This window comes from Streptomonospora nanhaiensis, from assembly GCF_026642255.1.
Lineage (GTDB): Bacteria > Actinomycetota > Actinomycetes > Streptosporangiales > Streptosporangiaceae > Nocardiopsis > Nocardiopsis tropica.
In genome coordinates this window covers 4,524,433-4,550,461 of record NZ_CP113264.1, presented here as the reverse complement: position 1 = coordinate 4,550,461, position 26,029 = coordinate 4,524,433, and the positions used below count along the sequence as shown (strand labels likewise).

Below are 26,029 nucleotides of genomic sequence, written 5' to 3'. Positions count from 1 at the left end.
CGTCGAACCACACGAAAGGCTCCTCCATGCCCGCCGCCCCTACCGCCCGCGCCGTCGTCCTGGACACCGACATCGGAACGGACGTGGACGACGCCATGGCGCTCGCCCTGCTCCTCGGACTGCCGGGGGTGGACCTGCTCGGGGTCGCGACGGTGTACGGGGACACCGCGCTGCGCGCGCGGCTGGCCCGGCGCTACGGGGCCCTGGCCGGGCTCGCCCTGCCCGTGCGGGCCGGGGAGGGGAAGCCGCTCTCCGGCCGCGAGGTGTGGTGGGCGGGGCACGAGGGGTCGCTGCACACGGGCCTGGACGGGGAGGCCTACGAGGACGGGCCCGCCGTCGAGTGGCTGGTCCGCACGGTGGCCGAGCGGCCCGGGGAGGTCGACGTCCTCGCCATCGGTCCGCTGACCAACATCGCCCTGGCGCTGGAGGCCGATCCCGGCTTCGCGGAGAACGTGCGCACCCTGTGGGTGATGGGCGGCGCGTTCGACGACGTCGAGAGGACCGAGCACAACTTCCGGAGCGACGCCCTGGCCGCGCACCGGGTCTTCTCCTCGGGCATCCGCGCCGTGGTCACCGGCCTGGAGGTCACGCGCAGGGTGAAGGTGCTGGAGCCGCACCTGCGCCGACTCGGGGCCGCGGGCGCGCTCGGCGGCGCGCTGGCCGCCGACATCGACCAGTGGTGGAAGTTCTGGGACGAGCAGTGGAACGTGCCCCACGACCCGGTGGCGGTCCTGAGCATGGTCAGACCGGAGCTGTTCACACTGTCCGAGCCGGGCACGGTCCTGATCGAGACGGAGGGGGAGGACGCCGGGGCGAGCGTCTTCAGGCCCGGCGGCGGCGGTCGGACCCGCCTGGTCCGGGACCTGGACACGGCCGAGGTCCCGGAGGAGATCGTGCGGGGGATCGTCGCGGCGGGAACCGGGCGCGAGCCGGCGGCGGCAGAGGCCTGAAGCCGCCCGGGCTCCCCGGGAGGGGATGACGGGGGCCTGCGCGTCCGGGGGCCGCTGCGTTCCACGGCCCCCGGGTGCGGGCCCCCGTGCTGCGGGGGAGCGCCACGCGCGGGCCCCGGTGCCGCGGCCTCAGGCCGCCCCGAGGGCCGCGGCCAGGTCGTCGAGGCTCTTCGCCTCCAGGTCGAACGCGTCCGCCGCCCCGGGCGGGTCCCCGACGGGGCGTTCGACGTAGGCGGTCCTCATGCCCACCGCCTGGGCGCCCCGGAGGTCCCAGGCGTGGGCGGCGACCATGAGCAGGCGTTCCGGCGCGCAGCCCGCGTTGGCGATCGCGAGCCGGTAGACGTCGGGACGGGGCTTGTAGCTGCGCGCCTCCTCGGCCGAGAGCACCTGGTGCCAGCGCAGACCGGCGTGGGCGCCGATGCGGGTGAGCGCCGCGCGGCTCGCGTTCGACAGACCCACCACCGGGAAGCGGGAGGCGATCCTGTCCAGTGCCCGGACGGAGTCCGGCCAGGGGTCCAGCCGCTGCCCGGAGGCTGCCAGGGCGCGGATCGCGTCGGCGTCGCCGACACCGGCCCGGGCCGCGACGCGCGTCGCCGCCTCCAGGTCGAGCACCGTGCTGTCGGCGTAGGCGCGGCGGCCCGCGAGGATCTCCCGCTGCTGCTCGTCGACGTGTCCGTGCCACAGCGCGGCGAGCTCGCCCACCCCGGCCTCGTCGGTGTCCGGGAGCAGTGCGCGCAGGCCGCGCCTGAGACCGGCGGGTTCGTCGACCATGGTCCCGAGGATGTCGAAGACGACCACGTCGATGTCGGAGTGGGGTGTCAAGGGGGTCGCTCCTGGGCGTCTCGGCCCGCGCGGTCCGGCGCGCGGGGCCCCGTCGGAGGGGCGCGGGGTTCGGCGCTGTGCCGGGTTCGCGGGCGAGCATAGTGCGCCGGTCCCCCCGTGTCAGGCGCGTTCGTCCGACCTGCCGGTCCGCTGCCGGTCCCGGCCGGGACCGGCCTCGCGTTCTCCGCCCCTGGAGGCACGAGCTCCGGGCGGCACGCCGCGCCTTCGCGGGTCCACCGCTCAACCCTGCGTCGATCATCCTCGCCCCGGTCCCCGCGACCGGTCGGCGAGGGGCACGGCCGCCCGGCCTCCGCCGCCACGGGAAAGCGCATCGGGCCTCTGACCACGCGGAACTCGCGGACCCCGGAAAATGGCTCGACGGCCGCGCGGAGCCCTGCCACAGTGACGCGGTATGACGAACCCGGAGCTTCTGACCGCCGCGGACGTGCGGCTCATGCAGGGTCTGGCGCAGCGTGTCACCGCCGTCCGCCCGGACCTGGTGAACAGCGACGCGTCGTTCGGCGAGCTGGCGTGGAACTGGGGCAGGGGGCACGCCGCCGTCGGCGCGAGCTGGCGGCGCCGGCTGTGGTTCTCCGGCGGGGAGCTGGTGGCGTGGGGCTGGGCCCACCTGCCGCGCCGTGTGGAGCTGAGCGACGGGTCGGTGAAGGACGTCGCCAGCACCTATCTGGCGTACCAGGTGCATCCCGACCACGCAGGGCTGGTCGACGAGGTGATCGACTGGTACGACACCACAGCGGCCGGTCTCGAGCGCTCCGTGCTGCCGGGAGCCGCCGACGGGTTCGCCCTGCGGCGGTGGACGGAGCACGGGTACACGACCGATCCGGCCTCCCTCGGCGACACGGGGGACTGGACCCAGCTCAACGTGCGGGACCTCGCCGTCGTGGAACAGCCGGTGCTGCCGGCCGGATACCTGTTCCGCACCGCCGACGAGGCCGGGCCGGAGGCCGCGGTCCGGGCCCACCTGGACGCCTGGGCCCCCTCGGCGTACACGGCCGAGGGGTACCGGGGCGTCCGGCAGACGGACGGGTACCGGGGCGACCTGCACCTGCTGGTGGAGGCGCCGGACGGGACGATGGCGGCCTCGGCCGTCATGTGGCTCGACGAGGCGAACAGGACCGTCGAGTTCGAGCCCGTCGGGACGCACCCGGACCACCGGCGCCTGGGGCTGGGAAGGGCGATGCTCCTGCACGGGATGCTTCTGGCGCGGGCGGCCGGGGCCGTTCAGGCGACGGTCGCCTGCCTGGGCGCGCCGGGTCATCCCGGGGCGCGCGGACTGTACTACAGCGTCGGGTTCCGGGAGTTCACACGGGACGCGCCGCTCGTCAAGGCCGGGACCCCGGGCTGAGGGCCGGCCCTCAGCCCGGGGCGCCGGGGGCGCGGCCTCGCTTCAGGGGGACCCGTCGCGCCCGTGCAGCAGGCAGAACTCGTTGCCCTCCGGGTCGGCCAGCACCGTCCACCGGGCGTTCTCGGGCTGCCCCACGTCCACCGTCACCGCACCCAGCCCCCTCAGCCTCTCCAGCTCCTGGGCCACCGTCAGCCCGCCCGTGACCCTCAGGTCCAGGTGCAGGCGGTTCTTGACGGTCTTGCGCTCGGGCACGGGAAACACGTCGATCCCGATCCCGGCGTCCCCGGACGGGGCGAGGACGATCCCGTCCTCCTCCTCTTCCACGATCGGCCAGTCCAGGACACGGCTCCAGAACCCGGCCACGGCCCTGACGTCGATCGCGTCGATGGCGACCACTGCGATTCGGCTTCCCATGGCCGGGACCCTACAGGACGGCCCCGCGGACCGGCCGCACGCTCCCCAGGCGTCCCCGGGGCGCTTCTACTCCCGGCCCCCGTCGCCCAGCCGCGCGTCGCGCACGGCGTTGGCGACGAGGACCCGGTTCGGGGCGTCCAGCTTGGCCATCACCCGGCCCACGACCGCCTTGACGTTGCTGACGCTCATGAAGAGGGCCTCGGCGATCTCGGTGTTGGACAGGCCCCGGCTCACGGCGAGCGCCACCTCGCGTTCGCGGTCCGAGAGCACGGCCACGCGCTCCCGCGCGCCGCGCAGCGCCTCGTCCTCGGCGCTCCCGACGGCGAGGTCGATGAGCCGCCGGGCGGCCGAGTCGGCCAGGTGCGGGCGCCGCCGGTGGACCGCGAGGACGCCCTCGACGAGTTCGTCCGGGGGCGAGTCCTTGAGCAGGAAGCCGCTCGCGCCCGCGCGCAGGGCGCGGACCAGGGCGCGGTCCGAGTCCAGGGTGGTGAGGACGAGCACGGGCGGCGCGCCGGGGGCGCCGCGGATGCGCTCGGTCGCGGCCACCCCGTCGGTGCCGGGCATGCGCAGGTCCATGAGGACCACGTCGGGGGCGTGCTCGGCGACGACCCGCACCGCCTCCTCGCCGTCGCCGGCCTCCGCGACGACCTCGACCGGCCCGCCGCCGAGGAGCAGGCGCAGGCCGCGCCTGACCATCGGGTCGTCGTCGACGACCACCACTCGTACGGGTTCGCTCACGGCGACCATGGTAGGCGCACCCTCAGCTCGAAGCGGTCCTCCGTCTCGCCCCAGTCCAGGGAGCCCCCGCAGATGGCGGCGCGCTCGGCCAGCCCCACGAGCCCCACCCCCGGGTCCGGCGCGCCCTCGGCGGGGGAGCGGGGGAGGGGGTTGGCGACCTCGATGAGGACGGTCCCGCCGGCCTCGGGCACGACGCGCACGTCCACCGGCCCGGGCGCGCCGTGCTTGCGGGCGTTGGTGAGGGCCTCCTGGAGGATGCGGTAGGCGTGGCGGCCCACGTTCGCGGGCGCCGGGAGACGGCCGCTCACCTCGTCGTGCACCCGCAGCCGCACACCCGCCCTGCGGTTCTCCTCCCACAGGCGCCCGAGCTCGTCGAAGGTCGGCTGCGGCCGGTCCCCGTGCCCGTCCTCCGCCGAGCGCAGGTCGGAGAGGACGCCGCGGACCTCCGCGAGCGACTGGCGGGTGTTGGTGAGGATCTCCCGGGCCAGGGCGTCCCGGTCGGCGGGACCGAGGTCCGGGCGGTGGGTGAGCGCGGAGGCGTTCAGCGAGATGAGCGTGAGCCGGTGGGCCAGCACGTCGTGCATCTCCCGGGCGATGCGGTTGCGCTCCTCCATCCTGGCGTTCTCCACGCGGAAGCGCTGCTGCCGCTCGGCGTCGAGTGCCCGCTCCCGCAGCACGCGGACCAGGTCGACGCGGGCGCCCCGGTAGGCCGAGGCCGCGGCCAGGGCGGCGACGGCGGCGGCCACGAGCAGCAGCTCGACCCACAGGGGCCCGATCGGGCTCACGGGGGACCAGGGGTTGTGCAGGCACAAGGCCAGGGCGGCGGCGAAGACCCCGCACAGGGGCACGACCGTCCGCCACCTCCTCCCCGAGGCCTCCCGGGCGACCGCGAGCGCGGCCAGTCCGGCGGAGGCCGACGACACGGCCGGCGCGGCGGCGACCAGCCACGGGGCCCAGGGGCGGTCCCCGAACCGGCGGTTCCCCGCGATGAGCACGGCGCCCAGTGCGGCGTCGGCCGCCAGGAGGGGCCAGGGAACGGTGATCATGTTGCCGAGGTAGGAGTCGGTGGCCGCGAGGGCGGCGAACACCACGGTCGACCAGGGGGCGAGACTGCCGAGAATCCTCACGAGCACACCGTATAGCCGCTGTTCACCGGGGTTGTCCGCAGCGGCGGACCTCCGGGGAAGCGGGTACCGCGGTCCTCCCCGGGCGGTACCCGCGGCCACCCCGCCGGTACCCGGGTACACGCCCCCCGGGCCCCCGGTCGGCCCCGACCGGGACCCGGGGCGGCGGGCCCGGCACCCGGGACACTGCCCTCCACGGCGGCGCCTCCCTAGCGTGATCGGTGCTGCCCCGGAACACGTCCGGGGCACGACCACGACGACAAGGAGTCGCATGTCAGCGGTGCTCTTGGTCGCGTCGATGATCGCGTTCGCGGGCGCGGTCACCATCGCGGCGGCCCGTTTCCTCTCTCCCGGCGGGACGAAGGGGTACGCCCTCCCCGGCGCCCTGCTCCTCGTCTACGCCGTCCTCTTCGGCCTGTGGATCGTGATCCCGTGACCCTGCTCGACATCCGCGGCGTCTCCATGGCCCACGGCCGCCACCAGGTGCTCCGGGACGTCGACCTGCGGGTCGAAACCGGCCGGGTGTACGGACTGCTCGGCCCCAACGGCTCGGGCAAGACCACCCTGCTCAAGTCGGTCCTGGGCGCCAACGACCACACCGGAGCCGTCGAGCACGCCAGGGGCCTGCGCATCGGCCGCCTGATCGAGTACCCGGCGTTCTACGGCAGCCTCTCCCTGCGGGAGAACCTGGAACTGCACGCCCGCTACCTGGGGACCCCTTTGGGCGAGGTCCCCGGTCTGCTGGAGGAGGTCGGCCTGGGCGGCCGGGCGGACCTGCGCTTCTCCCGCACCTCCCTGGGCATGCGGCAGCGGCTCGGCATCGCCCGGGCGCTCCTGGGAGAACCCGGCCTGGTGCTGCTGGACGAGCCGACGAACGGCCTCGACCCCCTCGGCATCCGCGACATCAGGGAGCTGATCCGGGCCGTCCAGAGCGAACGGGGGACGAGCATGATCGTCTCCAGCCACAACCTGACCGAGATCGCCTCCCTCGCCGACCACCTGCTGTTCATGCGGGAGGGCCGGATCGTCCGGCGCATGGACGCCTCCGAGGTCCGGGGCGACCTGGAGGAGCTGTACGCCGCGATCCTGGGGGAGGGCGCATGAGGACGCTGGTCGCCAACGAGGTCCGCAAGATCCGCAGGGAGAGGTTCGTGTGGGCCGTCCTGGTCCTGAACGTCGTCCCCTTCGCCCTGGTGGTCGCCAACCACGCGGTGAACGGCGGGGATCCCACCCCGGACCGCTTCTACTTCACCTTCCACAACCAGTACACGATGGTCCTGCCCCTGGTGGTGTGCGCGACCGTCGCGGCCTGCTTCCACACCGAGTTCAGGAACGGCACCTACTTCGAGTGGCTGACCTGCGGCCGCTCCAGGTCCGCCCTGTGGGCGGCGAAGCTGGCCGTCGCCTGTTCCCTGGTGGTGCTGATGGCGGCGGTGAACCACGTGGGCCTGGTGGTGTTCTTCCTGGTCGAGAACCCCGGAGCCGGGATCCTGCGGATGAGCGCCGCCTACTGGCTCCTCGTCGGCGTCTCGATCGCCTCCGTCGCGCTCCTGTGCGCCCTGCTGACGCTGGTGACCCGCAACGTCGTCATCGTGAACGTCTTCGGGATCGGCCTGACCGTGGCCACCCTCGTGTTCATGGCCGCCGACTTCTCGTACGTGATCCCCACGTGCTTCGCCTACCGGATCAGCCTGGGCATGATCGTCCCCGACGCGGCCTACCCGGACCCCGCGCAGGCCCTCACCGCGGGCTGGGCGGTGACGGCCCTGTCCCTCGTGCTGCCGCTGGCGGCCAACCTCGCGGTCGTCACGCGCCGCCGGTACCTGCGCTGACACGGGGCTGTCTTGCGGAGGTGGACCGGCCCGGGGACGTGCCCCGGGCCGGTCCGCCCGTGCGGCGCGGCGGTGTGCCCGGGCCGGGGCACACGCGCCGGGAACCGGGATCAGCGCCCGGTCGCGCCGTCGATCTGCTCGCGGAGGATGTCGGCGTGGCCGGCGTGGCGGCCGGTCTCCTCGATCATGTGGACGAGGGCCCACCGGACGCTGGGGGCGGGACGGCCCGGCCGCATCCGGGGGAGCGGTGCGCCGAGGTCGGCGCACCCGTCGAGAACGGCGTTCGCGCGCTCGACCGTCCTCTCGTAGCGGGCGACGACGTCGGCCACACCGTCCTCGGGCCCGGCCCGGAACGTCGCCTGCCAGTCGGTGACCTCCTGCCCGAGGAACATCGCGCCCTCGACGGAGGCCAGGTGGTCGAGCAGGCCGAGCAGGTTCGTGCCGGAGGGAACCCCGGCCGACCGGACCTGCGGTTCGGGGGCGCCGGCGACCTTCGCGGCCATCGAGGCCCGCAGGTAGTCGAGGAACCCGCGCAGGACCTCGGCCTCACCGCCGCCGGTCCGCGGCGGAGGGGTGTCGCCGCGGCGGTCGCGGCGGTGGAGGGTCGGCACGGTGGCCTCCTTCGTCGGTGGAGCGGTTCCCTGCACCGGTCAGGCGGTGCGGCGGACGATCAGGACGTGGTCGGTGACCTCGGCGGTGCTCCCGTCCGGACCCGTCGCGATCCGGCGGGGGGCCTCGGCCCGCTCGACCGTCCACGACGCCGGGTCCAGGGCGATGCCCTCGGCGACCTCCTGCGGGGACGGGAACCGGGCGTCGGGGTCCTGGTTCCACGACCACGGCGCGACCGAACCGTGGTCGACGACCAGGAGCCGCCCGCCCGGACGCAGCGCGTGCGCCGCCGAGCGCAGGACGGCCGCCCGGTCCAGGGCGAAGAAGGTCTGGAGGTAGTGGGCGCTGACCAGGTCGAACCGGCCCTGCGGGAAGGACGCGTCCAGGTCGTGCCGCTCGGCGGCGACCAGGTCGCCCAGGCCGTGTGAGCGGGCGAGGCCGGTGAGGCGCTCGACCGCCACGGCCGAGATGTCCACGGCGGTGACCTGCCACCCGCGCCGGGCGAGCCACAGTGCGTCACCGCCGCCTCCGCACCCCAGGTCCAGCACGCGGCCGGGCGGCAGGTCCGCGACCACCTCGGTGAGGCGGGCGTTGGGCCGCGGGTCGGTGGCCGCGGGGTGGGACGAGTGGACGTCGTTCCAGAACGTGACCGCATCGGTGGTGTCCATAAGGGCTCCTTCAGTCGGAATGCTCCCAGTCTCACCGCACCCACCACGATCTGGCACGAAAACTTGCGGTTCTGGCAAGCTGGCGGGATGGACCGTGAAACAGAAGACGTTCTCGACGTGGTCGGACCCCGACTGCGCGCGCTGCGCCGCGAGCGCGGCATCACCCTCGCCGACCTCGCCGCGACGACCGGGGTCTCGGAGAGCACCCTGTCCCGGCTGGAGAGCGGCCGGCGCCGGGCGACCCTGGAACTGCTGCTGCCGCTGGCCCGCACCTACGACGTCCCCCTGGACGTCCTGGTCGGCGCCCCGCGCACCGGGGACCCCCGGATCCACCTGAAGCCGATCCGCCGGTTCGGAATGGTCTTCGTGCCGCTGTCCAGGCGGCCGGGCGGCACGCAGGCGTTCAAGATGGTCATCCCCGCCGTGCCCGCCCCGCTCGAACCGACACCGCAGACCCACGAGGGGTTCGAGTGGCTGTACGTGCTCAACGGGCGCCTGCGGCTCGTGCTTGGCGAGCGGGACCTGACGCTGCCGCCCGGCGAGGTGGCCGAGTTCGACACGTCCCAGCCGCACTGGCTGGGCAGCGCCGACGGCGGCGCGGTCGAGCTCCTCATCCTGTTCGACCTGCAGGGGGTGCGCGCGCACGTGCGCACGGGTACCGCGTCCCAGGGCAGCTGAGACGCGGTCGGGGCCGGGACGAACGCCCGGGCGGGAGCCCCCGGCCGCCCCGCTCCCGGGGCCGGGAGCCGCGCACGGCTCGGGCCCGCTCCGCGGCTCACCGCAGCCCCGGAGCGGGCCCGAACACTGCTCAGAAGAAGAACCCCGCGACGCCCCGACCGGCCGCGACCGCGGTCCGGCACCAGTCCATGCAGGACTCGGCGGCGCTCAGGACGGAGGGGTCGAGGGCGGCCCTGCGCTCCTCGGTGACGGCCTCCCACTGTTCGAGGGCCTTCCGGCACTCGGTGAGGCTCCACTCGCCGTAGCACGGCTCGAGCTCGGGTGCGGGAAGGGGTGAGGGCACACAGCCGAAACTGAACTCCTCGACGCCGACCGCGGTCACCCCCAGCTCCGCCAAGCCCTTGTCGACCGTCTCCAGCCACCCCGACCTCATGGGGCTGAAGTCGTTGTTGAACAGGGAGCGGCCGTGGAACGCGCAGATCCACTTGTAGGCGTAGCCGTACACGAAGCCGTACTGCTCGTCGAAGGGGCCGCCCTCGATGACCGCGCGGATCGCGTCGCGGATGGAGGGGCCGCCCTCGTCGGAGACGTGGGAGAACTGGTCGTCGAAGCCGCTCAGGTGCTGTTTGAACCGGCCGCCGATCATCCGGCGGAGCTTGTCGTCCTTCGACCCCACGGATGCGTGCAGGACGTCGAGGTCGACCACGTATGTCGTCAGCGAGTAGCTCATAGCGGGGAAGCTATCGCCCGGCGACGACATCGGGGAGCGGAGGTCGGTGCCGGTGGTCTCCAGGGGCCAGGGGAGCGAACCCGTGCCGGTGACGCCCGTTTCCGTCGGAGCGCTGCATCCCATGTCGGTCCTCCTCGTCCGTTCCTGTGCCCCTCCGGGGCCGGCCCGGTCCCGGCGCCGGATCCGGTGTCGGCTCCGGTCAGTCCTGCGCGGTGGCGGTGTCGGTCTTGACCAGGCGCTTGGTGGAGCGGCGGAAGGCCCAGACGACGGCGACGGCGGCCAGGGCGGTCAGGGGGAAGCCGGTCACGGTGTCGGCGATGGCCAGGCCGGCGGTGGAGTCGGCGACGTAGAGCCACTGGCGGACGATGAACCGGCCGGCGAAGACCGCGGTTATGGCGAGGGTCGCCAGGTCGTGCACGAGCAGGGTGGGACGGTCCTCGCGCCAGGGGTGGGCGCCGCCGTGGACGGCGTTCCAGATGACGCCGGTGAGCGGGCGGCGGACCAGGAGGGAGAGGAGCGTGATGACCCCTCCGGCGAAGGAGGCCCAGATCCCGATGAGGAAGAAGTCGTTGGCCGACCCGGTCATGGCGGAGACGCCTCCGGCGGCCGCGACGCCGAACACCCCGCCCAGCGCGGACATGAGCTTCTCGCCGCGCCACATCCGGAAGACGGCCAGGGCGGCGGCGATGGCGATCGCGGCGCCGATGGCGGCCATGAGCGACATGAAGGGGACGGCCAGGGCGAAGGCCACGACCGGCAGGGTCGTGTAGACCATCCCGGAGGGGCCGCCCAACCCGTCGAGCACGGCCTGCTTCATGTCCACCGGCTGCTCGGGGGCCCCGTCGGCGCGGTCGGGTCCGGGGACGGGGGGCGGGGTGAGGCCGGTGTCGAGGTCCTTGGCTGCGGTCATCGCGTCCTCCCGGTGGGTTCGTCGTGAGTGGTTCTGTGCCGCTGTGGAACCAGTCAAAACCGTGCCGTTGCGGCATGGTCAACCTGCTCGTCACGAAAAGTCCCCGGGCGCGACGGTGAGTGACACCCTCTCCGGGTTCCTGACCTGCGGAGATCCTGTGCGATGAAAAAATCGAACTTTCCGTCGATCCCTGACGGTTCTCCGCCGCGTCCGTGCCGGGGAGTGCGGCCTTTCGGTCACGTCCGCCCCTCCGGGCCCGTGCGGCGCCCCGGTCCCAGGACTGCGCGGCCCGTTCCGGCGGGGTCGGCCGCGCGTGCCCGGAGCGGAGCGGAGCTTTCTTCGCTCCGCTCTGAGCCGCTCGGGAGACCCGGTGCCCGTGCGGTTGGCCTCAGCCCGCCCCGAGGTGTGGGGGTCGCGTGGCTCGTTTCACTGCCGCCCTCACAGCGTGCTCTCATCGGGATGATGCTCGACCGGCTGGTCGGCGCCGGGAAAGGCCGAGCCGTACCGGCGGTTGTGGGGCGAGGCTGACGTGCCGAGGGGCGACGCCGAGACGGTCGCCGGCCAGGCCTGCATGGAGGCGCCGCAGGGATGACGGAAGCCCGCCCCCAGGGAAGCGGGGCGGGATTCGGTGTCTACATGAGTTCAGCGCGCCGAGCCAGGGCGTGGAGAGTGATGACGCCGACGGCGATCAGGGCCCAGATGGCCCAGGCCCACCACGCTGCGCCCGGCAAGAGGGTGATCAGGGCGAGGGCGAGCGTCGCCCACGAAATCCAGACCCACGTTTTCGTGCTCATGGTCTCCCTCGGGGGTTGGGGGTCAGGTGAGAGTCCACGCCGGATCATAGTCCGGGTGGTCGGTGTAGGGGGCGGGCGGGAATCCGGAGACGCGCCGCCCCGACCGGCTGGTACCACCGCGGTCGGGGCGGTCGTGCATCTGCTGGCCACCGCCATCGAGGTGGGCCGGGACCTGTCCTCGATGAGCGGCATCTGGCCGACAGCTCCTATCGTCTGCTGTCGGCCTGGCGGGCCGGCCTCACTTCAGGTGCCGGGCGAAGAACCGGTTCCCGGCGTCCCCCTCGAACTGCGGGACGCCGGTGTGCCCGCCCATATTGGCGTGCAGCGTCTTCTCCCTGGAACCGAAGGCGTCGAACAGGTCCAGGGCCAGCTGCCGGTCGTTTCCTTCGTCGTCCCACTGCAACAGGACCTGCAGCGGAACGGTGACCTGCCGGGCCTCCTCGAACATGGTGCGGGGCACAAAACTCCCGGCGAACAGAAGGGCTGCCGAGATGCGCGGCTCGACCACCGCCAGCCGGATGCCGATGGAGATCACTCCCCCCGAGAACCCGACCGGGCCGCCGATCTCGGGCAGCGAAAGGAGGGCGTCCAGTGCGGTCCGCCATTCCGGGACCGCCTTCTCGACCAGCGGGAGGACGAGCCGGTCGACGATCTCGTCGTTGACCGGCTCACCGGCCCCCAGCGCCCGGAGCAAGTCGGCGCGGGCCTCCTCGGCGGCGGCCGAACGAGGCCGGTCACCGCCCCCAGGGAGCTCGATGGTGGCCGCGGCGAAGCCCTCCGCCACGGAGTGCCGGGCCCGCTCCGCCAGCCGGGGGTACATCTTGCGCAGTCCGCCGGGGTGGCCGAGCAGGATCAGCGGGGCCGGTGCGGATACGGATCCGGGCGTCCACAGGATGCCGGGGATCTCGCCGAGAGTGAATTCGCGCTCGCGGACGCCTTCGTCGAGGCGCTGTTCGGAAGTGAATCGCACGGTCGTGCCTTTCAGGAGTGCTCTTGAGCGGCGCTCCCGGACGACCTATCGTCCGACCATGACCCCGGAGGGGAGCACCCATGTTGATACTGCGTTCACGGGTACCACCTCCTCGCTCTCCGGCACGGCCTCCGGAAAAGTAGCAGTGGTCGCCGTGGTCCGCCAACGGGTTTTTGCGGAGCCTCCGGGGCCCGCCGCGAAGGCGATCACGCTCAGCCAGCAAGTTCCAACGGATCCACAGCCGCTCGCTCAACAAGTGCAGAGAAGGTCAAGGACATGAGCGCCTGTCCCCCAGGACGGGTTGTCGTCGTGTCCGGGGTGGGGGCCGCCCAGCTGGTAGAACTCGCCCCGCCCGTGTGAACCGCGCACCGCCAGCCTGGCGCGCAGCTCGGCAACCGGGGCGGTCGGGACCACCTGGAGTCGGGCGGTTCGTGAGCCCCACATGTGGGGATCGCGTCGTGGTCCACCGGGTTCGGCTCGCGTGGCGGGACGCGTCAGCCCTCGTGGCCGGGGGAGGTGTTCAAGGGCTGCTGGGTCCCGGCGACGTGGGGGAAGGCCCTGCCGGTGCCGGTCCGGCAGGGCTCTTCCCGTCAGGGGGGCGGGGCCACCCGGTTGTCGGGCTCGTCGATCCACACCTGGTGGCCGATCGCGGTGACGGTGAGCCCGAACCGGTCCCGGCCGGGCATCCCCCATCCCGCCCACGTGAGGTAGGCCCTCTCCACCTCGTCCCACAGGTCGCGCGGGCCCCTCTGCTCGACGCCTGTCCGGGCGTAGCCGGGGTCGTAGGCGATGCGGGCCTGGGAGGAGCCGTCCCACATCCACACCTGGAAGGCGCCCTCCTCCCCGTCGGCTCCGTGCGCCTGGACCCCGGGGACCATGGCGCTGACGGTGACGTGGGCCCCCGGCGCGGCGCGCATGACCCGGCGGGGGTCGAGCAGTGTCGACCCCTCGCGCCAGCCCTCTCCGTCGAAGTCGGGGCCGGCGGGGCGCTGGGCCCGCATCAGCATGTAGGTGCTGCCGCCCGCGAACCGGCCGACGGCGCGGCTGTCGTCGAGGACGGTGAGTCTCACACGGTGGCCGTGGCCGAACCCGGGCACCCACGGCGCGACGACGGTGCCGCCCGGCCGGGTCTGCTCCACCCACGCCATCGGGACCTCGCGCACGCCGCAGGTGGCGTGGACCCCGTCGTAGAGGGCGCCCGACTGCCAGCCCAGTGCCCCGTCGCCCGTGACGAGGGTGGGGGTGAGGCCGGCCCGCTCCAGGTTCACCGCTGCCTGCCGGGCGACCTGTTCGTCGACCTCGATCGAGGTCACGGCGTCGGCGCCGAGCACGGTGGACAGCAGCGCGGCCGTCCACCCGGTCCCGGTGCCTATCTCCAGCACCTGGTCGCCGGGGTAGGGGTCGAGCAGTTCGAGGAAGGCGGCCACCATGCCCGGCGCGGACGCGGAGCTGGTCCCCGTCCCGGTGCCGAGGGTCAGGTCGCCTTCGCCGTCGTCGAGCTGGGTGACGACGGCGGTGTCGGTGTAGACCGCCGCACGCCAGGCGTCGGGGTCCCGGCCCCGGTCGATGGGGTGGGGCGGAGCGCCGTCCGTGGGAACCGCCCACGCCCGGGCCGGGACGAACTTCTCACGCGGTACGGAGCGCAGTGCGTCGCGCCAACGCGGTTCGGTCAGGTACCCCGACCGCGTCAGCGCGTCGACCAGGTTGTCGGTCCCGGGCATTACTTCGGCTTCTCGCGGGTTCCGCCGCCCGGGGGCGGCGTGTCGGGGGACTGCGGCGGCGGTTCGTAGGGCTTGCTGGGCTTGGGAGCACCCTGGTGTTTGGCCGTCATGGCACTGTCCTGTCGCTCAGGGAGAGGATTCAGAGTGACGGTAACTCACCGTGACTGATCTGTCAGTGGACCGGCCGATGCCGGACAGCGCGGGTTGCACCGCGTTGAGCAGGGGCACCGCCAGTCTCCCGGGCCGCCTCACTCGCGAAGGCCGGGTCCTTGAGCGTCCCTTCTTCGCCGGTGTGAGCCCCACGCGCGTCGGGATGGGCCGTCGTGCTGCGCCGGGCCCACGGGCCCGGCGCCGACGGCCTTCTCCCGCCGCGCCTCTGGTGTGGGGAGCGGCCTTCTCGGTCGGTGGGATGTCGGGAGAGGGGGGTAGGGCGCGGTCTGGGAGCAGCAGAGGCAGGACTCCCCGCAGGCGGCCGGCGCGCCGGAGCCGACACCCTCACCGACGCCGGCCTCACGGCAGGAGGTCACGGCCACGGCCTCCGACGCGGCACGCATCCGCGCCTACAGCGTCAGTGGTGAGACCGCTCTGACCGTCCACATCTACCTGGGAGAGTGCACGTCCGGCCATGTTCCGGCCAGTGCTCGGGAAGAGGCGCAGAGGCGCTGCCCCTGACCCCGGCACGAAGGTCCGCGTGGCCGGACGGGGCCCGGGTCGCACATCGTCGGGCGCACACCGCCGCGCCGCGTCCAGGAACAGTGCGGGACACGGGCGGCACCGCAGGTGCGGGAGCGTGCGTCAGGGCTTGCGACCCACCCCGCAGTGCTCGTCCACGTCGTTGGCCGAGCCCACCTCGGTGGGGTCCGGCCGCCAGCGGGGGCAGGAGACGACCCCGGGTTCGAGCAGTTCCAGGCCCTCGAAGAACGCCGCGAGCCGTTCGGGGGTGCGGTTCACGCGGGGACTCCCGCCCGAGGCGTTCCACCGGCGCACCATCGCGTCCATCTCCTCGGGGTGGATCACGTCGGTGTCGTCGGAGACGACCAGGAGGCTCCCCGGGGCCAGGGCCGCCATGAGTTCGGCCACCAGGACACGGGCCTCCCCGTCGTCGGTGACGTGGGCCAGCACCCCGGCCAGGACGAGCGCCACCGGCCGGGAGAGGTCCAGGGTCCGGGCCGCCTCCCGGACGATCCTCCCCGTCTCACGGATGTCGGCCCCCACGTAGCCGGTCGCGCCCTCCGCGGTCCCCACGAGCAGGGCCCGTGCGTGCGCCAGCACGAGCGGGTCGTCGGCCACGTAGACCACGCGCGACTCCGGGGCCGCCGCCTGCGCGATCACGTGGACGTCCTGCGCCGTGGGCAGCTCGCTGCCGACGCACAGGAACTGGCGCACCCCGTGCTCGTGGACCAGCCGGGTGATCGCCCGGCGCAGGAAGTCGCGGGCGGCCCTGGCGATCTCCAGGACGTGCGGGTTCGTCTCCAGGATCTCGTCGGCGACCGCCTTGTCCGCCGGGTAGTAGTCCTTGCCGCCCATCCAGTAGTTCCAGACGCGGGCCGACTGCGGCACGGAGGCGTCGATCATCGGGGGGCGTGCCTCGGAGGGGGTCACATGCGGCTCGCTTCTGTCCTCACGGGTCGACCGGGGGAGGGGACCCTGTCCGGTCGAACAGAGTGGCACAGCGCGGGAAGCCCTGCCACCACGGGACTCCAGTGTCTCAGGCGAGCTGCGGCGGACGGCTACCGCCGCCCGGGACCGGCCGCCGTGCGGCGCCGTAGGGGGGCGAGACCGACGGCCAGGCCGAGCCCGATCACCGCCATCCCCAGCCAGGTCCCGGCCGTGGGGAGGGGCGCGCCGAACAGGGCTCCGATCAGCGCCGCGGCCGGTGCGGCCGCGCCCGCGGCGAGCCCCGCGCCGCCTGCCCCGATGCGCCCCACACCCGTGAACCACAGGACGAACGCCAGCGCGGTCGCCACGACCCCCAGGTAGGCGACCGCCCCCAGCGATGCGGGGGTGAGGAGCAGGCCGAGGTCCGCGCGCTCGGTCGCGGCGGACAGCACGGCGAACACCAGCGCGGCCACGGCCGCGGTCGAGGCCGTGTAGCTCCAAGCCCCCATGCGCGGCAGCGCGGGTGCGCCGAACAGGGTGAGCCCCGCCTCCAGGGCGATCAGGGACAGGGCCATGAGGATGCCGAGGGCGTCGGCGGTGCCCCAGCCGGTCACCGCGACCGCTCCGAGGCTGACGACGACGGCCCCGGCGACAAGCCGCCGCGACGGGCGCTTACCGCGGGTGAGCGGACCGGCCACCGAGAGGACGATCGGGATGCAGGCGACGGCGGCGCCCAGGACGGCGGGTTCGGCGTGCGCGGTGCCGATCACCACGGCGATGTTGAAGCCGACCAGGCCCGAGAGGGCGCCTCCGGTGACCCAGAGGAGGTCGCGGCCCCGGGGGAGTACGAGGCGCTTGCCGAGCAGGCGTGCCAGGGCCGCCACCGTGAGGGCGGCGACGGCGTACCGGGCGCTCTGGAGGCCGAACGCGGGGAGTCCGGCGGTTGCTCCGATGACCGCGACGCTGCTGCCCAGCAGGGCCATGCCGGCGAGGGCGGGCCACAGCCCCCACAGGATGCCGGGGGAGCCGGGGGCGGTGCGGGGGCGCGGGGAGGACGGGACGGGTGTTGTCTGCATGCGGTCCAGACTGGCCCCTCCTTGGTCCCGCCGACAGGGCCAAGTCCGGCGCAATAGAATGGTCCAAATGGGCCAGGGTTCCGACTTCCTCCAACTCGACGCCGCCGGGGTTCCCAGGGGTGGGCGCACCGGCTGGCTGGCCTCCGCCCTGCGCGAGGCGATCGGTACCGGTGTCCTGGGGCCGGGGGCGCGCATGCCCGCGACGAGGGCACTGGCCGAGGACCTCGGCTTCGCGCGCGGCACCGTCGTGGAGGCCTACCGGCGCCTCACGGAGGAGGGGCTCCTCGCCGCCAACCGTGGAGCCGGGACCACGGTGGCGGCGGGCCCCGTCCTCCGGGAGCCGTCGCCCCGCGTGGCGCCCCGCACCCGGTCCGGGGCCGGCTCCCGCCCCGGAGCTGGGGGAACAGGCGACCCCGCCGCCGCACCCTCCCCCGAACCGGGTCGACGGCCCGGGGAGGGGTCCGGGCGGACGCCCGGCCCCGGCGTGACCGCACCGGGTCCCGGACCCGGTGGTGTCGCTCCCGGCAGCACCGCGCCCGCCGAGGTCACGGACCTCTCCACCGGTCTGCCCGACCTCGCGGCGTTCCCGCGCGGCGCGTGGCTGCGGGCCGAGCGCGAGGTCCTGGCCACCGCGACCGCCCGCCAGCTCGGTTACGCCCCGCCCCAGGGCACCCCCGAACTGCGCGTCGAACTGTCCGCCTGGCTGGCCAGGTCGAGGGGCGTGGACGCCCCTCCGGAGCGGATCGTCGTGTCGGCCGGGGTGACCGGGGCGCTCAGCCTCCTCGCCCAGGTGTTGCGCGACCGGGGTGTGGAGGAGGTGGCGCTGGAGGACCCCGGGGCCGACGGCAACCGCCGCATCCTGGGCTACTGGATGGACCGCGTCACGCCGGTCCCCGTGGACGGCGAGGGGATCGACGTGGCCGGGCTGGCGCGCACCTCCGCGACGGCGGTCTCCGTGACCCCCGCGCACCAGTTCCCCACGGGTGTCGTCCTCTCGCCCGGCCGCCGGCGCGACCTGGTGGCCTGGGCGGGGGAGCGGGACGGGATCGTCATCGAGGACGACTACGACGCCGAGTACCGCTACGACCGCTCACCGGTCCGCGCCATGCACTCCCTCGCCCCGCACGCCGTCGCCTACACCTCCAGCCTGTCCAAGACCCTGGCCCCGGCGCTGCGCCTGGGCTGGCTCGTCCCGCCGCCGCGGCTGCTCGACGCGGTGGTGGAGCGGCGCTGGGCCACCGACCTCGGCTCACCGGTGCTGCCCCAGCTCGTCCTGGCCGCACTGCTGAGGGACGGGACGCTGGCCCGGCACCTGCGTTCGATGCGTACCAGGCACCGGGCCCGCCAGCGCGCGGCCGTCGCGGCGGTGCGCGAATACATGCCCGGGTGCCCGGTCCTCGGGGTGGCGGCCGGGGTCCACCTGCTGGTCATGCTGCCGGACGGGGCGGACGACGAGGAGGTCGCGGCCCGCGCCCTGGACGCGGGGGTCGCCGTGCAGCCGCTGAGCCGCAACCGCTCGGCGCCCGGCGCTCCGGGCCTGGTGGTCAGCTACGCGGGCCACGACCCGGAACGGCTCCGCGACGCCGTCGCGCGGCTCGGCCGGGTCGTCTGAGGGGCGGCGGGCCGGAGGTTGTCCACAGGGCGGCGGCCGGGGCTGGTCGGGGGCGCGGACGGGCGCCTACGCTGGAAATCGGGGGGACCCCACGCGGGCGGCCCATGACCGGGCCCCGACGCGCGAACACGCCGACGCCCTCCCCGCCCCAGCGTCGGCTCCCGCGCCCTCCCCGCTCACGCCCCCGCCGCTGCCCGGGGCCCTGGCACAGCGGACGGCCGCCGCCCACCGGGTGGGGAAGGCCCGGTGGGCGGCGGCCGTCGCGCCTGTGTGCTGGTCGAAAGCGACGTGACTCCGGTTCAGAGCGAGTAGACGCGCACGTAGTCGACGACCATCCGCTGCGGGAACTGCGTGCTGCCGTCCGGGTAGCCGGGCCAGTTGCCGCCGACGGCCACGTTGAGGATCATGAAGAACTGCTGGTCGTAGACCCAGGGGTTTCCGCGCGTGTCGGCGGAGGTGTAGGTCTGGTAGGCGTTGCCGTTCACCGACCAGGTGACCGAGCCGGGCCGCCAGTCCACGGCGAACGTGTGGAACGTGTCGGCGAACGACCAGCCCTGCGGGTGCATGTAGGAGCCGGTCAGCGGGTTGCCGCCCGAGTAGCCGGGGCCGTGGAGGGAGCCGTGGACCAGGTGGGGTTCGCGGCCGATGTTCTCCATGATGTCGATCTCGCCGGAGTTGGGCCACGGCGTGCCCGGGAAGCTGCCGCCCAGCATCCAGAACGCGGGCCAGATGCCCTGGCCCCGGGGGATCTGGATGCGGGCCTCGATGCGTCCGTACTGCGGCTGGACCTTGCCCTGGGTGGTCATGCGGGCCGACGTGTAGGAGCCGTTCGCCTCCTGGCGCGCCGTGATGACGAGGTTGCCGTTGCCGTCGAGGGCGGAGTTGTTGCGGCTGTTCGTGTAGTTCTGCAGCTCGTTGTTGCCCCAGCCGTGGTTTCCGGTCTCGTGGTTCCAGTTGGCCGGGTTGGGCGCGCTGCCCGACGGGCCGTTGAACTCGTCGGACCACACCAGGGCGGCCTGGCTGTCCACCGTGTCGGAGGCGGGCGCCGCGGAGGCGGGTGCGGTGGACGCGGAGGCGGCGCCGGGGGAGAGGAGGGCCAGCAGGGTGAGGGCCGCCGTGGCCACGGGGGCGAGGAACGTGCGGGGGGAGCGCTCGGTGCGCATGGTCTGCTCCGGGGGGAGGCCCCGCCTGGGCGGGGCGGTCAGCGGGCGGAGGCGGGCCGTCGGACGCGGCCCCTGGGAGGTCACGGCGGGAGGCGACCCAGCGTGGTCGCCGCGTGACCCGGTGGATTGTAAAGTTACTGTACGTTTAGTCACCTTGGTGTGCAAGGGGTGGGAGCCCTCGCTCTTGCCCGAACCCGGCGAAGCGGTCCCGACGCCGGGCGCCCCATGCCCCGGCCGTGCCCGGAAGGCGCCACCTCGCAGTCCCCGGCCCCGCCGCCCGCCGTCCCCCCGCCGTCCCCCCGCCGAGCGCCCGGCAGGGCCCCGAGCCCCTTGCGCGCCGGCCCGAGCCCCTTGCGCGCCGGCCCGTGCCCCGCACGCCCTCCCGCCCCGCGTCCTTCCCGCCGACCCCTACTTGTAGGCCGCCGCCCCGTGGCGCCAGTAGCCGACGAAGGAGACGTTCGCCTTGGGGACCCCGCGCTCGCGCACCAGGGCGCGGCGCAGGCCGGTGGGCAGGCCCCGCTCCCCGGCCACGAAGCAGTAGGGCGTCCCCGGGGGGAGCTCCGCGGACAGGACGGTCTCCAGGGCCAGCGCCCCGGGCACCGCCGCCGCCCCGCCCCGGGGCAGCCAGTGGACGCGGACGCCCTCGGGCGCCGCCACCTCCCGGACGTCCCCTTCCTCGGGCACCTCGAGGAAGGCCTCGGCCCGCAGGTCCGCGGGGGCCTGCTCGACGATGGACAGCAGCGCGGGGACCGCGCTCTCGTCCCCCACCAGCAGGTGCCAGTCCGCGTTCTCCGGCGGCAGGTATTGACGTCCTCCCCGGGGTGAGCCCCGGGGATTCCCGCAGCCTCGCGGCTGTAGGCGCGAGACGCCTCGCGGCGTCCGCTGGTTCCTGCTTCGCGGACCGGTGCCCCACCCGAAAGCGGTGGTCTTACCCGGCCTCCACAGGCGTTTCAGCTCTCCGCTTCCCGCGCTCCGGCGAGTTTGCGTCCAGCGGCGAGCACGACCCGGGACGCGTTGACGTCCCGATCGTGGATGGCCTTACAGGCCCGGCAGGTCCACTCCCGCACGTGCAGGGGCTTGGGCCCGTCCACCACCCAGCACGTGTGGCAGGTCTGCGAGGAAGGCAGAAACCTGTCGACCCTGGCGAAGGTGCGCCCATACCGTGCGGCCTTGTACTCCAGCATGCTCACGAACGCCGCCCACCCGGCGTCGTGCACGCTCTTGGCCAACCGGGTGCGCCCGAGCCCCTTCACACACAAGTCCTCCACGTACACCGCTTGGTTGTCACGGATGATCGTGGTGGAGAGCTGGTGGTGGAACTCGCGGCGGGCATCGGCCACACGGGCGTGGACGCGGGCGACCCCCAGACGGGCCCTGGCCCGGTTCTTGGACCCCTTGGCCTTGCGGGACAGGGCGCGCTGGGCCTTGCGCAGTTTGCGTTGGGCGCGGCGCAGGAACCGGGGGTTGGCGACCCTGGTGCCCTCGGACAGGACGGCGAAGTGCCCCAACCCCAGGTCGATGCCCACATCATCGGTGGTCTGGGTGAGGGGTTCGTCCTGGGTCCGCACGACGAAGGACGCGAAGTAGCGGTCGGCGGCGTCCTTGAGGAGGGTCACGGTGGCCGGGGCCGAGGGCAGGGGCCTGGACCACTTCACCTTGACCTCGCCGATCTTGGGCAGGGACAGTTTTCCCTGGCCGGTGATCTTCCAGCGGGCGTTGGCGGTGAACCGGGCCGACTGCCGGCGGTCCTTGCGGGACTTGAACCGGGGCGGGCCCGTCTTGGGGCGTTTGCCTTTGAGGCCGTCGAAGAAGTTGCGGTAGGCGGTGTCCGCATCACGCAGCGCTTGCTGGAGCACGACCGCCGACACCCCGCCCAGCCACTCGCGTTCGGGGGTGCGCTTGGCGTCGGTGATCAGCTTCTTGGACAGCTCGCCGGCCGTGGGGAACGCCTGACCCTGGGCGCGCGCGGTCTCACGGGCCCGCAGGGCGTCGTTGTAGACCACGCGAGCGCACCCGAACGCCTTGGCCAGTGCGGTGCGCTGGTCGGCGTCGGGGTACACGCGGAAGGAGTACCGCAGCTGCACACCCGCATCCTAGCGTTGGCCTAGGGGCGAGGAGAGCGATGTCAGGACGGCAGACACTGTGTTTTCGCGATGCACGCGCACTTGGTTTTCGTGACGAAGTACCGGCACCGGGTCTTCACCGACCGCCACCTGTCACGGATGGAGGAGATCATGCGGGCGATGTGCGCCGGCTTCGAGACCGAACTGGAGTCCCATTACTGGCGAGCCGAACGCCTGTGGTCCGGGTCGTACTTCGCCGGGTCGGTGGGCGGCGCGCCGATCGGTGTCCTGCGTCAGTACATCGAGGACCAGAAACGCCCGTCCCGAGGGACGGGCGTGTGTTCGGATCCGATTCACCTCTGGCGTGAACGCCGGAGCACCCTCGGACAAGACAGGTAGCACCCCTCCGCGAACAGCCCGGCCTCGTAGCCGGGCTCGGCCGCGGACGCGGACGACGTGCGCGCGGACCATCGCGCGGCGTTCGGGTTGCCGGATGCGCATGGCGTTCTCTTCTCCAGGGGGCGGGGAGGGGCGGAGGCCGCCGGGGTCGGGCGACCTCGGGCGGGTCAGGAAGAAGTTAGGTTAGCCTACCCAACATTCTTCTCCCCGTGCGGGGCCCGCCGCCCCGGCGGAAGCGGCCACGCGTTCCCGCGGTCCCTGGACGGCCGGAACCACCGCGTCCGCCCCGGTCGGGCGAAGCCTCCCCGCTCCGGCCTGCGGCGATGCCCCGCCCGGCCCGGCCGAACGGAGCCGGTGGCAGGAACCGCGGCGACGGGGGCATAGGGGAGGGCCAGAAGGGGAGGGAGATAGCAAGAGTTGCCGGAAAACGGTGTTGGAGGGACCGGAGTGATCTCCGGGCCGATGCGTCGTCCGCGAGGGCGGCGAAAGGATTCCGAAACCGCGTCATAGGCGCGGCACGGGACCGTGTACTCGGTGAACCCGGGGCACGGAAACCGTGTCGAACCGTGCACCCGGGGCTTTCCTGAACACCGACCCACCTCAAAGGACCATTCCATGAGCGCCACCGCATCCCACCAGGCCCACCCCGTCTCCGACCAGTTCGCGCGGGCCGCCTCCCGTGACACCTCCCGCGCCCGCTGGCGCCTGCGCGCCGTCCGGGCGGAGATCGTCGAGTTCGGTCCCGACGGCGACCCCGACCTCGTGCGCGTGACCGACGAACTGGAGCACCTGGAACTGGCCGCCGCCGCCAGGCCCTGACCGCGGCGGCCTCCGGCCGCCCGGAACCCCCGGGCCGGAGCGCCGGACCGTCCGCGGCCGGCGTCGCGCGGTCCCGACCGGTGGGTCGCGCGGACTCCCCGCACGTCCGCGCCCACACCGGCCCCTTCCGATCCCCGCCCGCCCTCCGATCGCCTCCGGGCGGTCGAGGTACCGGGCAGGGCGGGCAGCAGCCCGCGCCCGCCCCGCGCTCCGCCGCCTCCCCCCGCCCTGTCCGAACTTCGCTCCCGTATGCCGCACGTCCCGGGGCCGTGTGCGGCGTGTCCGCTCCCGGCCGGGGCGCGGTGTCACGCGGAAACGGGAGAGGAACACCCCGCCCCCTGACTCCCGCGCCCGCTCGTGCGCGGTGTCACGGTGCCGGCGCCGGTTCGGCCGTTCCGGCGTCCGGAGAGGGTGCGCCACCGCAGCAGCCGGCCGGGGCGGCCGCTTCCGTGCCGGTCACGGGGAGCAGGTCCCGGCGGAGGGAGGGCACGGGCGTCTCCGCTCCGGACAGGCCGCCGCGGCGACCCCCCTGGTCCACGGCGGGCTCCTCCGCCGCCTCGGCGGGGCCGCAGCAGCCGCTGGCGTCGGCCTTGGTGGCGGTGGGGTCGTCGAACAGCCCGGCGCCGCCGCACACCCCCGTCTCGGGCAGGACCAGCTCCACCCGGGCCGCGCTCTCGTGGTCCCCGGCCAGGTGCGCGGCGATGCTGCGGACCTGCTCGTAGCCGGTCAGGGCCAGGAAGGTGGGGGCGCGACCGTAGGACTTCATCCCCGCGAGGAAGAACCCGGGCTCGGGGTGGGAGAGCTCGGCCGCCCCATGGGGGTAGACGGTGCCGCAGGAGTGCTGGTTGGGGTCGATGAGCGGGGCCAGTTCCACCGGCGCCTGGAGGGCCGGGTCCAGGCCGAGGCGGATCTCGGACAGGAAGGACAGGTCGGGTCGGAACCCGGTCAGGGCCACCACCTCGTCCACCGGCTCCAGCGCGCGCCCGCTCTCGCCGACGAGCACGAGACGGTCGTCCGCCGAGCGGACCTCGGCGGTGCGGAACCCGGTCACCACCTCGATGTGCCCCGCCTCCACGGCCGTGCGGGCCCGTTGGCCCAGGGCGCCTCGCGCGGCGAGCTGGTCGGCGGCCCCGCCACCGAAGGCGTCGCCGACCTCCCCGCGCCGCAGCACCCACACCGCCTTCGTCCCCGGGCTCTCCTGGGCCAGTGAGGCCAGGGCCACCAGCGCGGTCAGCGCCGAGTGCCCGCGCCCGACCACGGCCGTGGTCCGCCCCGCGTGACGCGCCCGGACCGCGGGGTCGGCCAGGTCGGGGATGCGGTAGGTCAGGTGGGCGGCCGCGGCCTCTTCGCCAAGAGCCGGCAGGCCGTCGCCGCCCACGGGGTTGGGCGCGTTCCAGGTGCCGGAGGCGTCCACGACCGCGCGGGCCGGGATCCGCTCCTCCCCGGCGCCGGTGCGCACGCGCACGGTGAAGGGCTGCTCCCCGCGCCCGGCGTCCACGAGCCGGTCCCGGCCCAGGCGGCTCACCCCCCTCACCTCGGCGCCGAAGCGCACACGGTCACCGAGGACCCCGGCCAGGGGAGCGAGGTAGGCGTCGACCCACTCTCGGCCGGTCGGGTACCCGCCGTCGTCCGGGCGCCGCCACCCGGTGGCGGCCAGGAGCTTCTCGGCCGCCGGGTCGACCAGGTCGCGCCACATCGAGAACAGCCGCACGTGCCCCCACTCGGACACGGCCGCCCCGGCCCGGTCGCCCTTCTCCAGGACCAGGACCGGAAGCCCGCGCGCGACCAGCTCCGCTGCCGCCGCCAGCCCCGCGGGGCCGGCGCCGATCACCACGACAGGAGATTCCCCGGCCATGACACACCTCTTTCATCGACTGCTGCCTATGAAGCGTGACTCTATCGATGTGTATCGATGGAAGCAACCATAGATAGTGGTCGATAATGTGGGGCATGACCGTGACCCGGCCCGAGCGCGCCGTACCCGCACTGCCCCAGCCCGAAGCCGAGACCTACGCCGCCTGGTTCGCCTGCCTGGCCGAACCCATGCGCGTCCAACTGCTCCACGCCATCGCCACCACCCCCGGCTCGGTCAGCGTGGGACAGCTCGCCGAGATGGTGGACGTGCGCCAGCCCACCGTCTCGCACCACCTGCGCAAACTCGCCGACGTCGGCTTCGTGACCCTGACCAGGGTGGGCACCTCCACCCGGGTCGCCGTCAACCCCGCCTGCTGCACCGGCCTGCCCCACGCCGCCGACGCCGTCATGGGCATGCTCAACGCCCGGCCCTGCTGCCCCACCGACCTGCCCGCCGACACCACCACCCGTGCCATGGCCGACGCAGACCTGGCCGAGGTGCACCGCATCTACGCCGAGGGCATCGCCACCGGCGACGCCACCTTCGAAACCGAGGCCCCCGCCGTCGAGGACCTGAAGGCCAGGTGGCTCCCGGGGCACCGCTGGGTGGCCGAGACCGACGGGACCGTGGTGGGCTGGGCCTCCGCCTCGCCGGCCTCCTCCCGCGAGGCCTATGTCGGGGTGGCCGAGACGTCGGTGTGCGTCGCCGAGGGCGCCCGCGGCCGGGGCGTGGGCAAGGCGCTGCTGTACCGGCAGGTCACCGAGGCCGACGCCGCGGGCCTGTGGACCCTGCAGACCTCGGTCTTCCCCGAGAACCGGGCAAGCCTGGCCCTGCACCACCAGGCCGGCTACCGCACCGTCGGGGTGCGCGAGCGCATCGCCCGCCACCACGGCGCCTGGCGCGACACCGTCCTCCTCGAACGACGGCGGCCGGAGGGCGACCGGGCCGGATGACACGGCGGGGGCGGCGCGGGCCGGGGCGCGCGACGGCCCGGCCGGGCGGGGCGCCGTCGCGGGAGGCGCGGGCGGAGATTTCGAGACGACGGGGTCCGCCCGCGGGGCCGAACACTCCAGCCACACGGTGCTCGCGCCCCCCACCGCCCCCTGAGCAGCCCCAC

At 74.1% G+C, this 26,029-nt stretch carries 26 protein-coding genes and 1 pseudogene; 10 read left to right on the top strand and 17 right to left on the bottom strand.

Annotation, left to right across the window (positions count from 1 at the left end; genetic code table 11):
* Positions 1-26: 26 nt before the first annotated feature.
* On the top strand, positions 27-950 hold the full coding sequence (locus tag OUQ99_RS19835) for a nucleoside hydrolase (RefSeq protein WP_267945283.1): 924 nt from the start codon (positions 27-29) through the stop codon (positions 948-950).
* Between the two features lie 129 nt (positions 951-1,079).
* On the opposite strand, the gene OUQ99_RS19830 is transcribed toward OUQ99_RS19835, so the two are convergent.
* Entirely contained in the window at positions 1,080-1,772 is a 693-nt protein-coding gene (locus tag OUQ99_RS19830) for a haloacid dehalogenase type II (protein ID WP_267945282.1), read from the bottom strand.
* A gap of 412 nt (positions 1,773-2,184) precedes the next feature.
* Between OUQ99_RS19830 and OUQ99_RS19825 the strand changes: the two genes are divergently transcribed.
* On the top strand, positions 2,185-3,138 hold the full coding sequence (locus OUQ99_RS19825) for a GNAT family N-acetyltransferase (protein ID WP_267945281.1): 954 nt from the start codon (positions 2,185-2,187) through the stop codon (positions 3,136-3,138).
* A gap of 42 nt (positions 3,139-3,180) precedes the next feature.
* Here the strand turns inward: OUQ99_RS19825 and OUQ99_RS19820 are convergent, their stop codons facing one another.
* The 3 genes from OUQ99_RS19820 to OUQ99_RS19810 all read right to left on the bottom strand — a co-directional run bounded on the left by OUQ99_RS19820 (position 3,181) and on the right by OUQ99_RS19810 (position 5,417).
* Positions 3,181-3,552 carry a VOC family protein gene (locus tag OUQ99_RS19820; RefSeq protein WP_267945280.1) on the bottom strand — a complete coding sequence of 124 codons (372 nt, stop codon included), beginning with the start codon at positions 3,550-3,552 and terminating at the stop codon, positions 3,181-3,183.
* 66 nt (positions 3,553-3,618) lie between these two features.
* A complete protein-coding gene (locus OUQ99_RS19815) occupies positions 3,619-4,299 on the bottom strand; it encodes a response regulator transcription factor (RefSeq protein WP_267945279.1) in 681 nt (226 codons plus the stop codon).
* Complete coding sequence (locus OUQ99_RS19810) at positions 4,287-5,417, bottom strand: sensor histidine kinase (RefSeq protein ID WP_267945278.1); 1,131 nt, start codon at positions 5,415-5,417, stop codon at positions 4,287-4,289. Before OUQ99_RS19810 ends, OUQ99_RS19815 begins: the two co-directional genes overlap by 13 nt.
* 268 nt (positions 5,418-5,685) lie before the next feature.
* Here OUQ99_RS19810 and OUQ99_RS19805 point away from each other — a divergent pair, with 268 nt between their 5' ends.
* From OUQ99_RS19805 to OUQ99_RS19795, 3 genes are read left to right on the top strand one after another with little or no spacing between them, the layout of a single operon-like run.
* On the top strand, positions 5,686-5,850 hold the full coding sequence (locus OUQ99_RS19805) for a histidine kinase (protein ID WP_267945277.1): 165 nt from the start codon (positions 5,686-5,688) through the stop codon (positions 5,848-5,850).
* On the top strand, positions 5,847-6,518 hold the full coding sequence (locus tag OUQ99_RS19800; protein ID WP_267945276.1) for an ABC transporter ATP-binding protein: 672 nt from the start codon (positions 5,847-5,849) through the stop codon (positions 6,516-6,518). The genes OUQ99_RS19805 and OUQ99_RS19800 overlap by 4 nt, the downstream gene beginning before the upstream one ends.
* Positions 6,515-7,246: an ABC transporter permease gene (locus tag OUQ99_RS19795; RefSeq protein ID WP_267945275.1), complete on the top strand. Its 732-nt coding sequence runs from the start codon at positions 6,515-6,517 to the stop codon at positions 7,244-7,246. Before OUQ99_RS19800 ends, OUQ99_RS19795 begins: the two co-directional genes overlap by 4 nt.
* A gap of 110 nt (positions 7,247-7,356) precedes the next feature.
* On the opposite strand, the gene OUQ99_RS19790 is transcribed toward OUQ99_RS19795, so the two are convergent.
* On the bottom strand, positions 7,357-7,857 hold the full coding sequence (locus OUQ99_RS19790) for a DinB family protein (RefSeq protein ID WP_267945274.1): 501 nt from the start codon (positions 7,855-7,857) through the stop codon (positions 7,357-7,359).
* Positions 7,858-7,896: 39 nt separating this feature from the next.
* Positions 7,897-8,523: a class I SAM-dependent methyltransferase gene (locus tag OUQ99_RS19785; protein ID WP_267945273.1), complete on the bottom strand. Its 627-nt coding sequence runs from the start codon at positions 8,521-8,523 to the stop codon at positions 7,897-7,899.
* A gap of 87 nt (positions 8,524-8,610) precedes the next feature.
* On the opposite strand from OUQ99_RS19785, the gene OUQ99_RS19780 reads away from it, so the two are divergent.
* Complete coding sequence (locus OUQ99_RS19780) at positions 8,611-9,201, top strand: helix-turn-helix domain-containing protein (RefSeq protein ID WP_267945272.1); 591 nt, start codon at positions 8,611-8,613, stop codon at positions 9,199-9,201.
* Positions 9,202-9,331: 130 nt separating this feature from the next.
* On the opposite strand, the gene OUQ99_RS19775 is transcribed toward OUQ99_RS19780, so the two are convergent.
* The 7 genes from OUQ99_RS19775 to OUQ99_RS19745 form a co-directional block, all read right to left on the bottom strand.
* On the bottom strand, positions 9,332-9,931 hold the full coding sequence (locus OUQ99_RS19775) for a DUF7691 family protein (RefSeq protein ID WP_267945271.1): 600 nt from the start codon (positions 9,929-9,931) through the stop codon (positions 9,332-9,334).
* Between the two features lie 199 nt (positions 9,932-10,130).
* Positions 10,131-10,841, bottom strand: coding sequence for a DUF3159 domain-containing protein (locus OUQ99_RS19770; RefSeq protein ID WP_267945270.1), 711 nt, complete (start codon positions 10,839-10,841; stop codon positions 10,131-10,133).
* Positions 10,842-11,473: 632 nt separating this feature from the next.
* Complete coding sequence (locus tag OUQ99_RS19765; RefSeq protein ID WP_267945269.1) at positions 11,474-11,635, bottom strand: hypothetical protein; 162 nt, start codon at positions 11,633-11,635, stop codon at positions 11,474-11,476.
* A 238-nt stretch (positions 11,636-11,873) separates the two neighbouring features.
* Positions 11,874-12,605, bottom strand: a complete 732-nt coding sequence (locus tag OUQ99_RS19760; protein ID WP_267945268.1) for an alpha/beta hydrolase — start codon at positions 12,603-12,605, stop codon at positions 11,874-11,876.
* A 590-nt stretch (positions 12,606-13,195) separates the two neighbouring features.
* Positions 13,196-14,326, bottom strand: a complete 1,131-nt coding sequence (locus OUQ99_RS19755; protein ID WP_267945267.1) for a protein-L-isoaspartate(D-aspartate) O-methyltransferase — start codon at positions 14,324-14,326, stop codon at positions 13,196-13,198.
* Positions 14,327-15,121: 795 nt separating this feature from the next.
* Positions 15,122-15,901 carry an SAM-dependent methyltransferase gene (locus OUQ99_RS19750; protein ID WP_267950424.1) on the bottom strand — a complete coding sequence of 260 codons (780 nt, stop codon included), beginning with the start codon at positions 15,899-15,901 and terminating at the stop codon, positions 15,122-15,124.
* Between the two features lie 155 nt (positions 15,902-16,056).
* Entirely contained in the window at positions 16,057-17,001 is a 945-nt protein-coding gene (locus OUQ99_RS19745) for a DMT family transporter (protein WP_267945266.1), read from the bottom strand.
* Positions 17,002-17,068: 67 nt separating this feature from the next.
* Between OUQ99_RS19745 and OUQ99_RS19740 the strand changes: the two genes are divergently transcribed.
* On the top strand, positions 17,069-18,613 hold the full coding sequence (locus OUQ99_RS19740; RefSeq protein ID WP_267945265.1) for a PLP-dependent aminotransferase family protein: 1,545 nt from the start codon (positions 17,069-17,071) through the stop codon (positions 18,611-18,613).
* 299 nt (positions 18,614-18,912) lie between these two features.
* Here the strand turns inward: OUQ99_RS19740 and OUQ99_RS19735 are convergent, their stop codons facing one another.
* The 3 genes and pseudogenes from OUQ99_RS19735 to OUQ99_RS19725 form a co-directional block, all read right to left on the bottom strand.
* Positions 18,913-19,776 carry a glycoside hydrolase family 16 protein gene (locus OUQ99_RS19735; protein WP_267945264.1) on the bottom strand — a complete coding sequence of 288 codons (864 nt, stop codon included), beginning with the start codon at positions 19,774-19,776 and terminating at the stop codon, positions 18,913-18,915.
* Positions 19,777-20,184: 408 nt separating this feature from the next.
* Positions 20,185-20,589: pseudogene (locus OUQ99_RS19730) on the bottom strand (siderophore-interacting protein); the annotation flags it as partial.
* A 137-nt stretch (positions 20,590-20,726) separates the two neighbouring features.
* Complete coding sequence (locus tag OUQ99_RS19725) at positions 20,727-21,860, bottom strand: RNA-guided endonuclease InsQ/TnpB family protein (RefSeq protein WP_267945263.1); 1,134 nt, start codon at positions 21,858-21,860, stop codon at positions 20,727-20,729.
* Positions 21,861-21,929: 69 nt separating this feature from the next.
* Between OUQ99_RS19725 and OUQ99_RS19720 the strand changes: the two genes are divergently transcribed.
* Positions 21,930-22,238, top strand: coding sequence for a transposase (locus OUQ99_RS19720; RefSeq protein WP_267945262.1), 309 nt, complete (start codon positions 21,930-21,932; stop codon positions 22,236-22,238).
* Positions 22,239-22,853: 615 nt separating this feature from the next.
* Positions 22,854-23,057: a hypothetical protein gene (locus OUQ99_RS19715; protein ID WP_267945261.1), complete on the top strand. Its 204-nt coding sequence runs from the start codon at positions 22,854-22,856 to the stop codon at positions 23,055-23,057.
* A gap of 367 nt (positions 23,058-23,424) precedes the next feature.
* On the opposite strand, the gene OUQ99_RS19710 is transcribed toward OUQ99_RS19715, so the two are convergent.
* Positions 23,425-24,912 (bottom strand): FAD-dependent oxidoreductase, encoded by a 1,488-nt coding sequence (locus tag OUQ99_RS19710; RefSeq protein WP_267945260.1) that lies wholly within the window; start codon positions 24,910-24,912, stop codon positions 23,425-23,427.
* A 95-nt stretch (positions 24,913-25,007) separates the two neighbouring features.
* Between OUQ99_RS19710 and OUQ99_RS19705 the strand changes: the two genes are divergently transcribed.
* A complete protein-coding gene (locus OUQ99_RS19705) occupies positions 25,008-25,865 on the top strand; it encodes a helix-turn-helix domain-containing GNAT family N-acetyltransferase (protein ID WP_267945259.1) in 858 nt (285 codons plus the stop codon).
* The last annotated feature ends 164 nt before the right edge of the window (positions 25,866-26,029 follow it).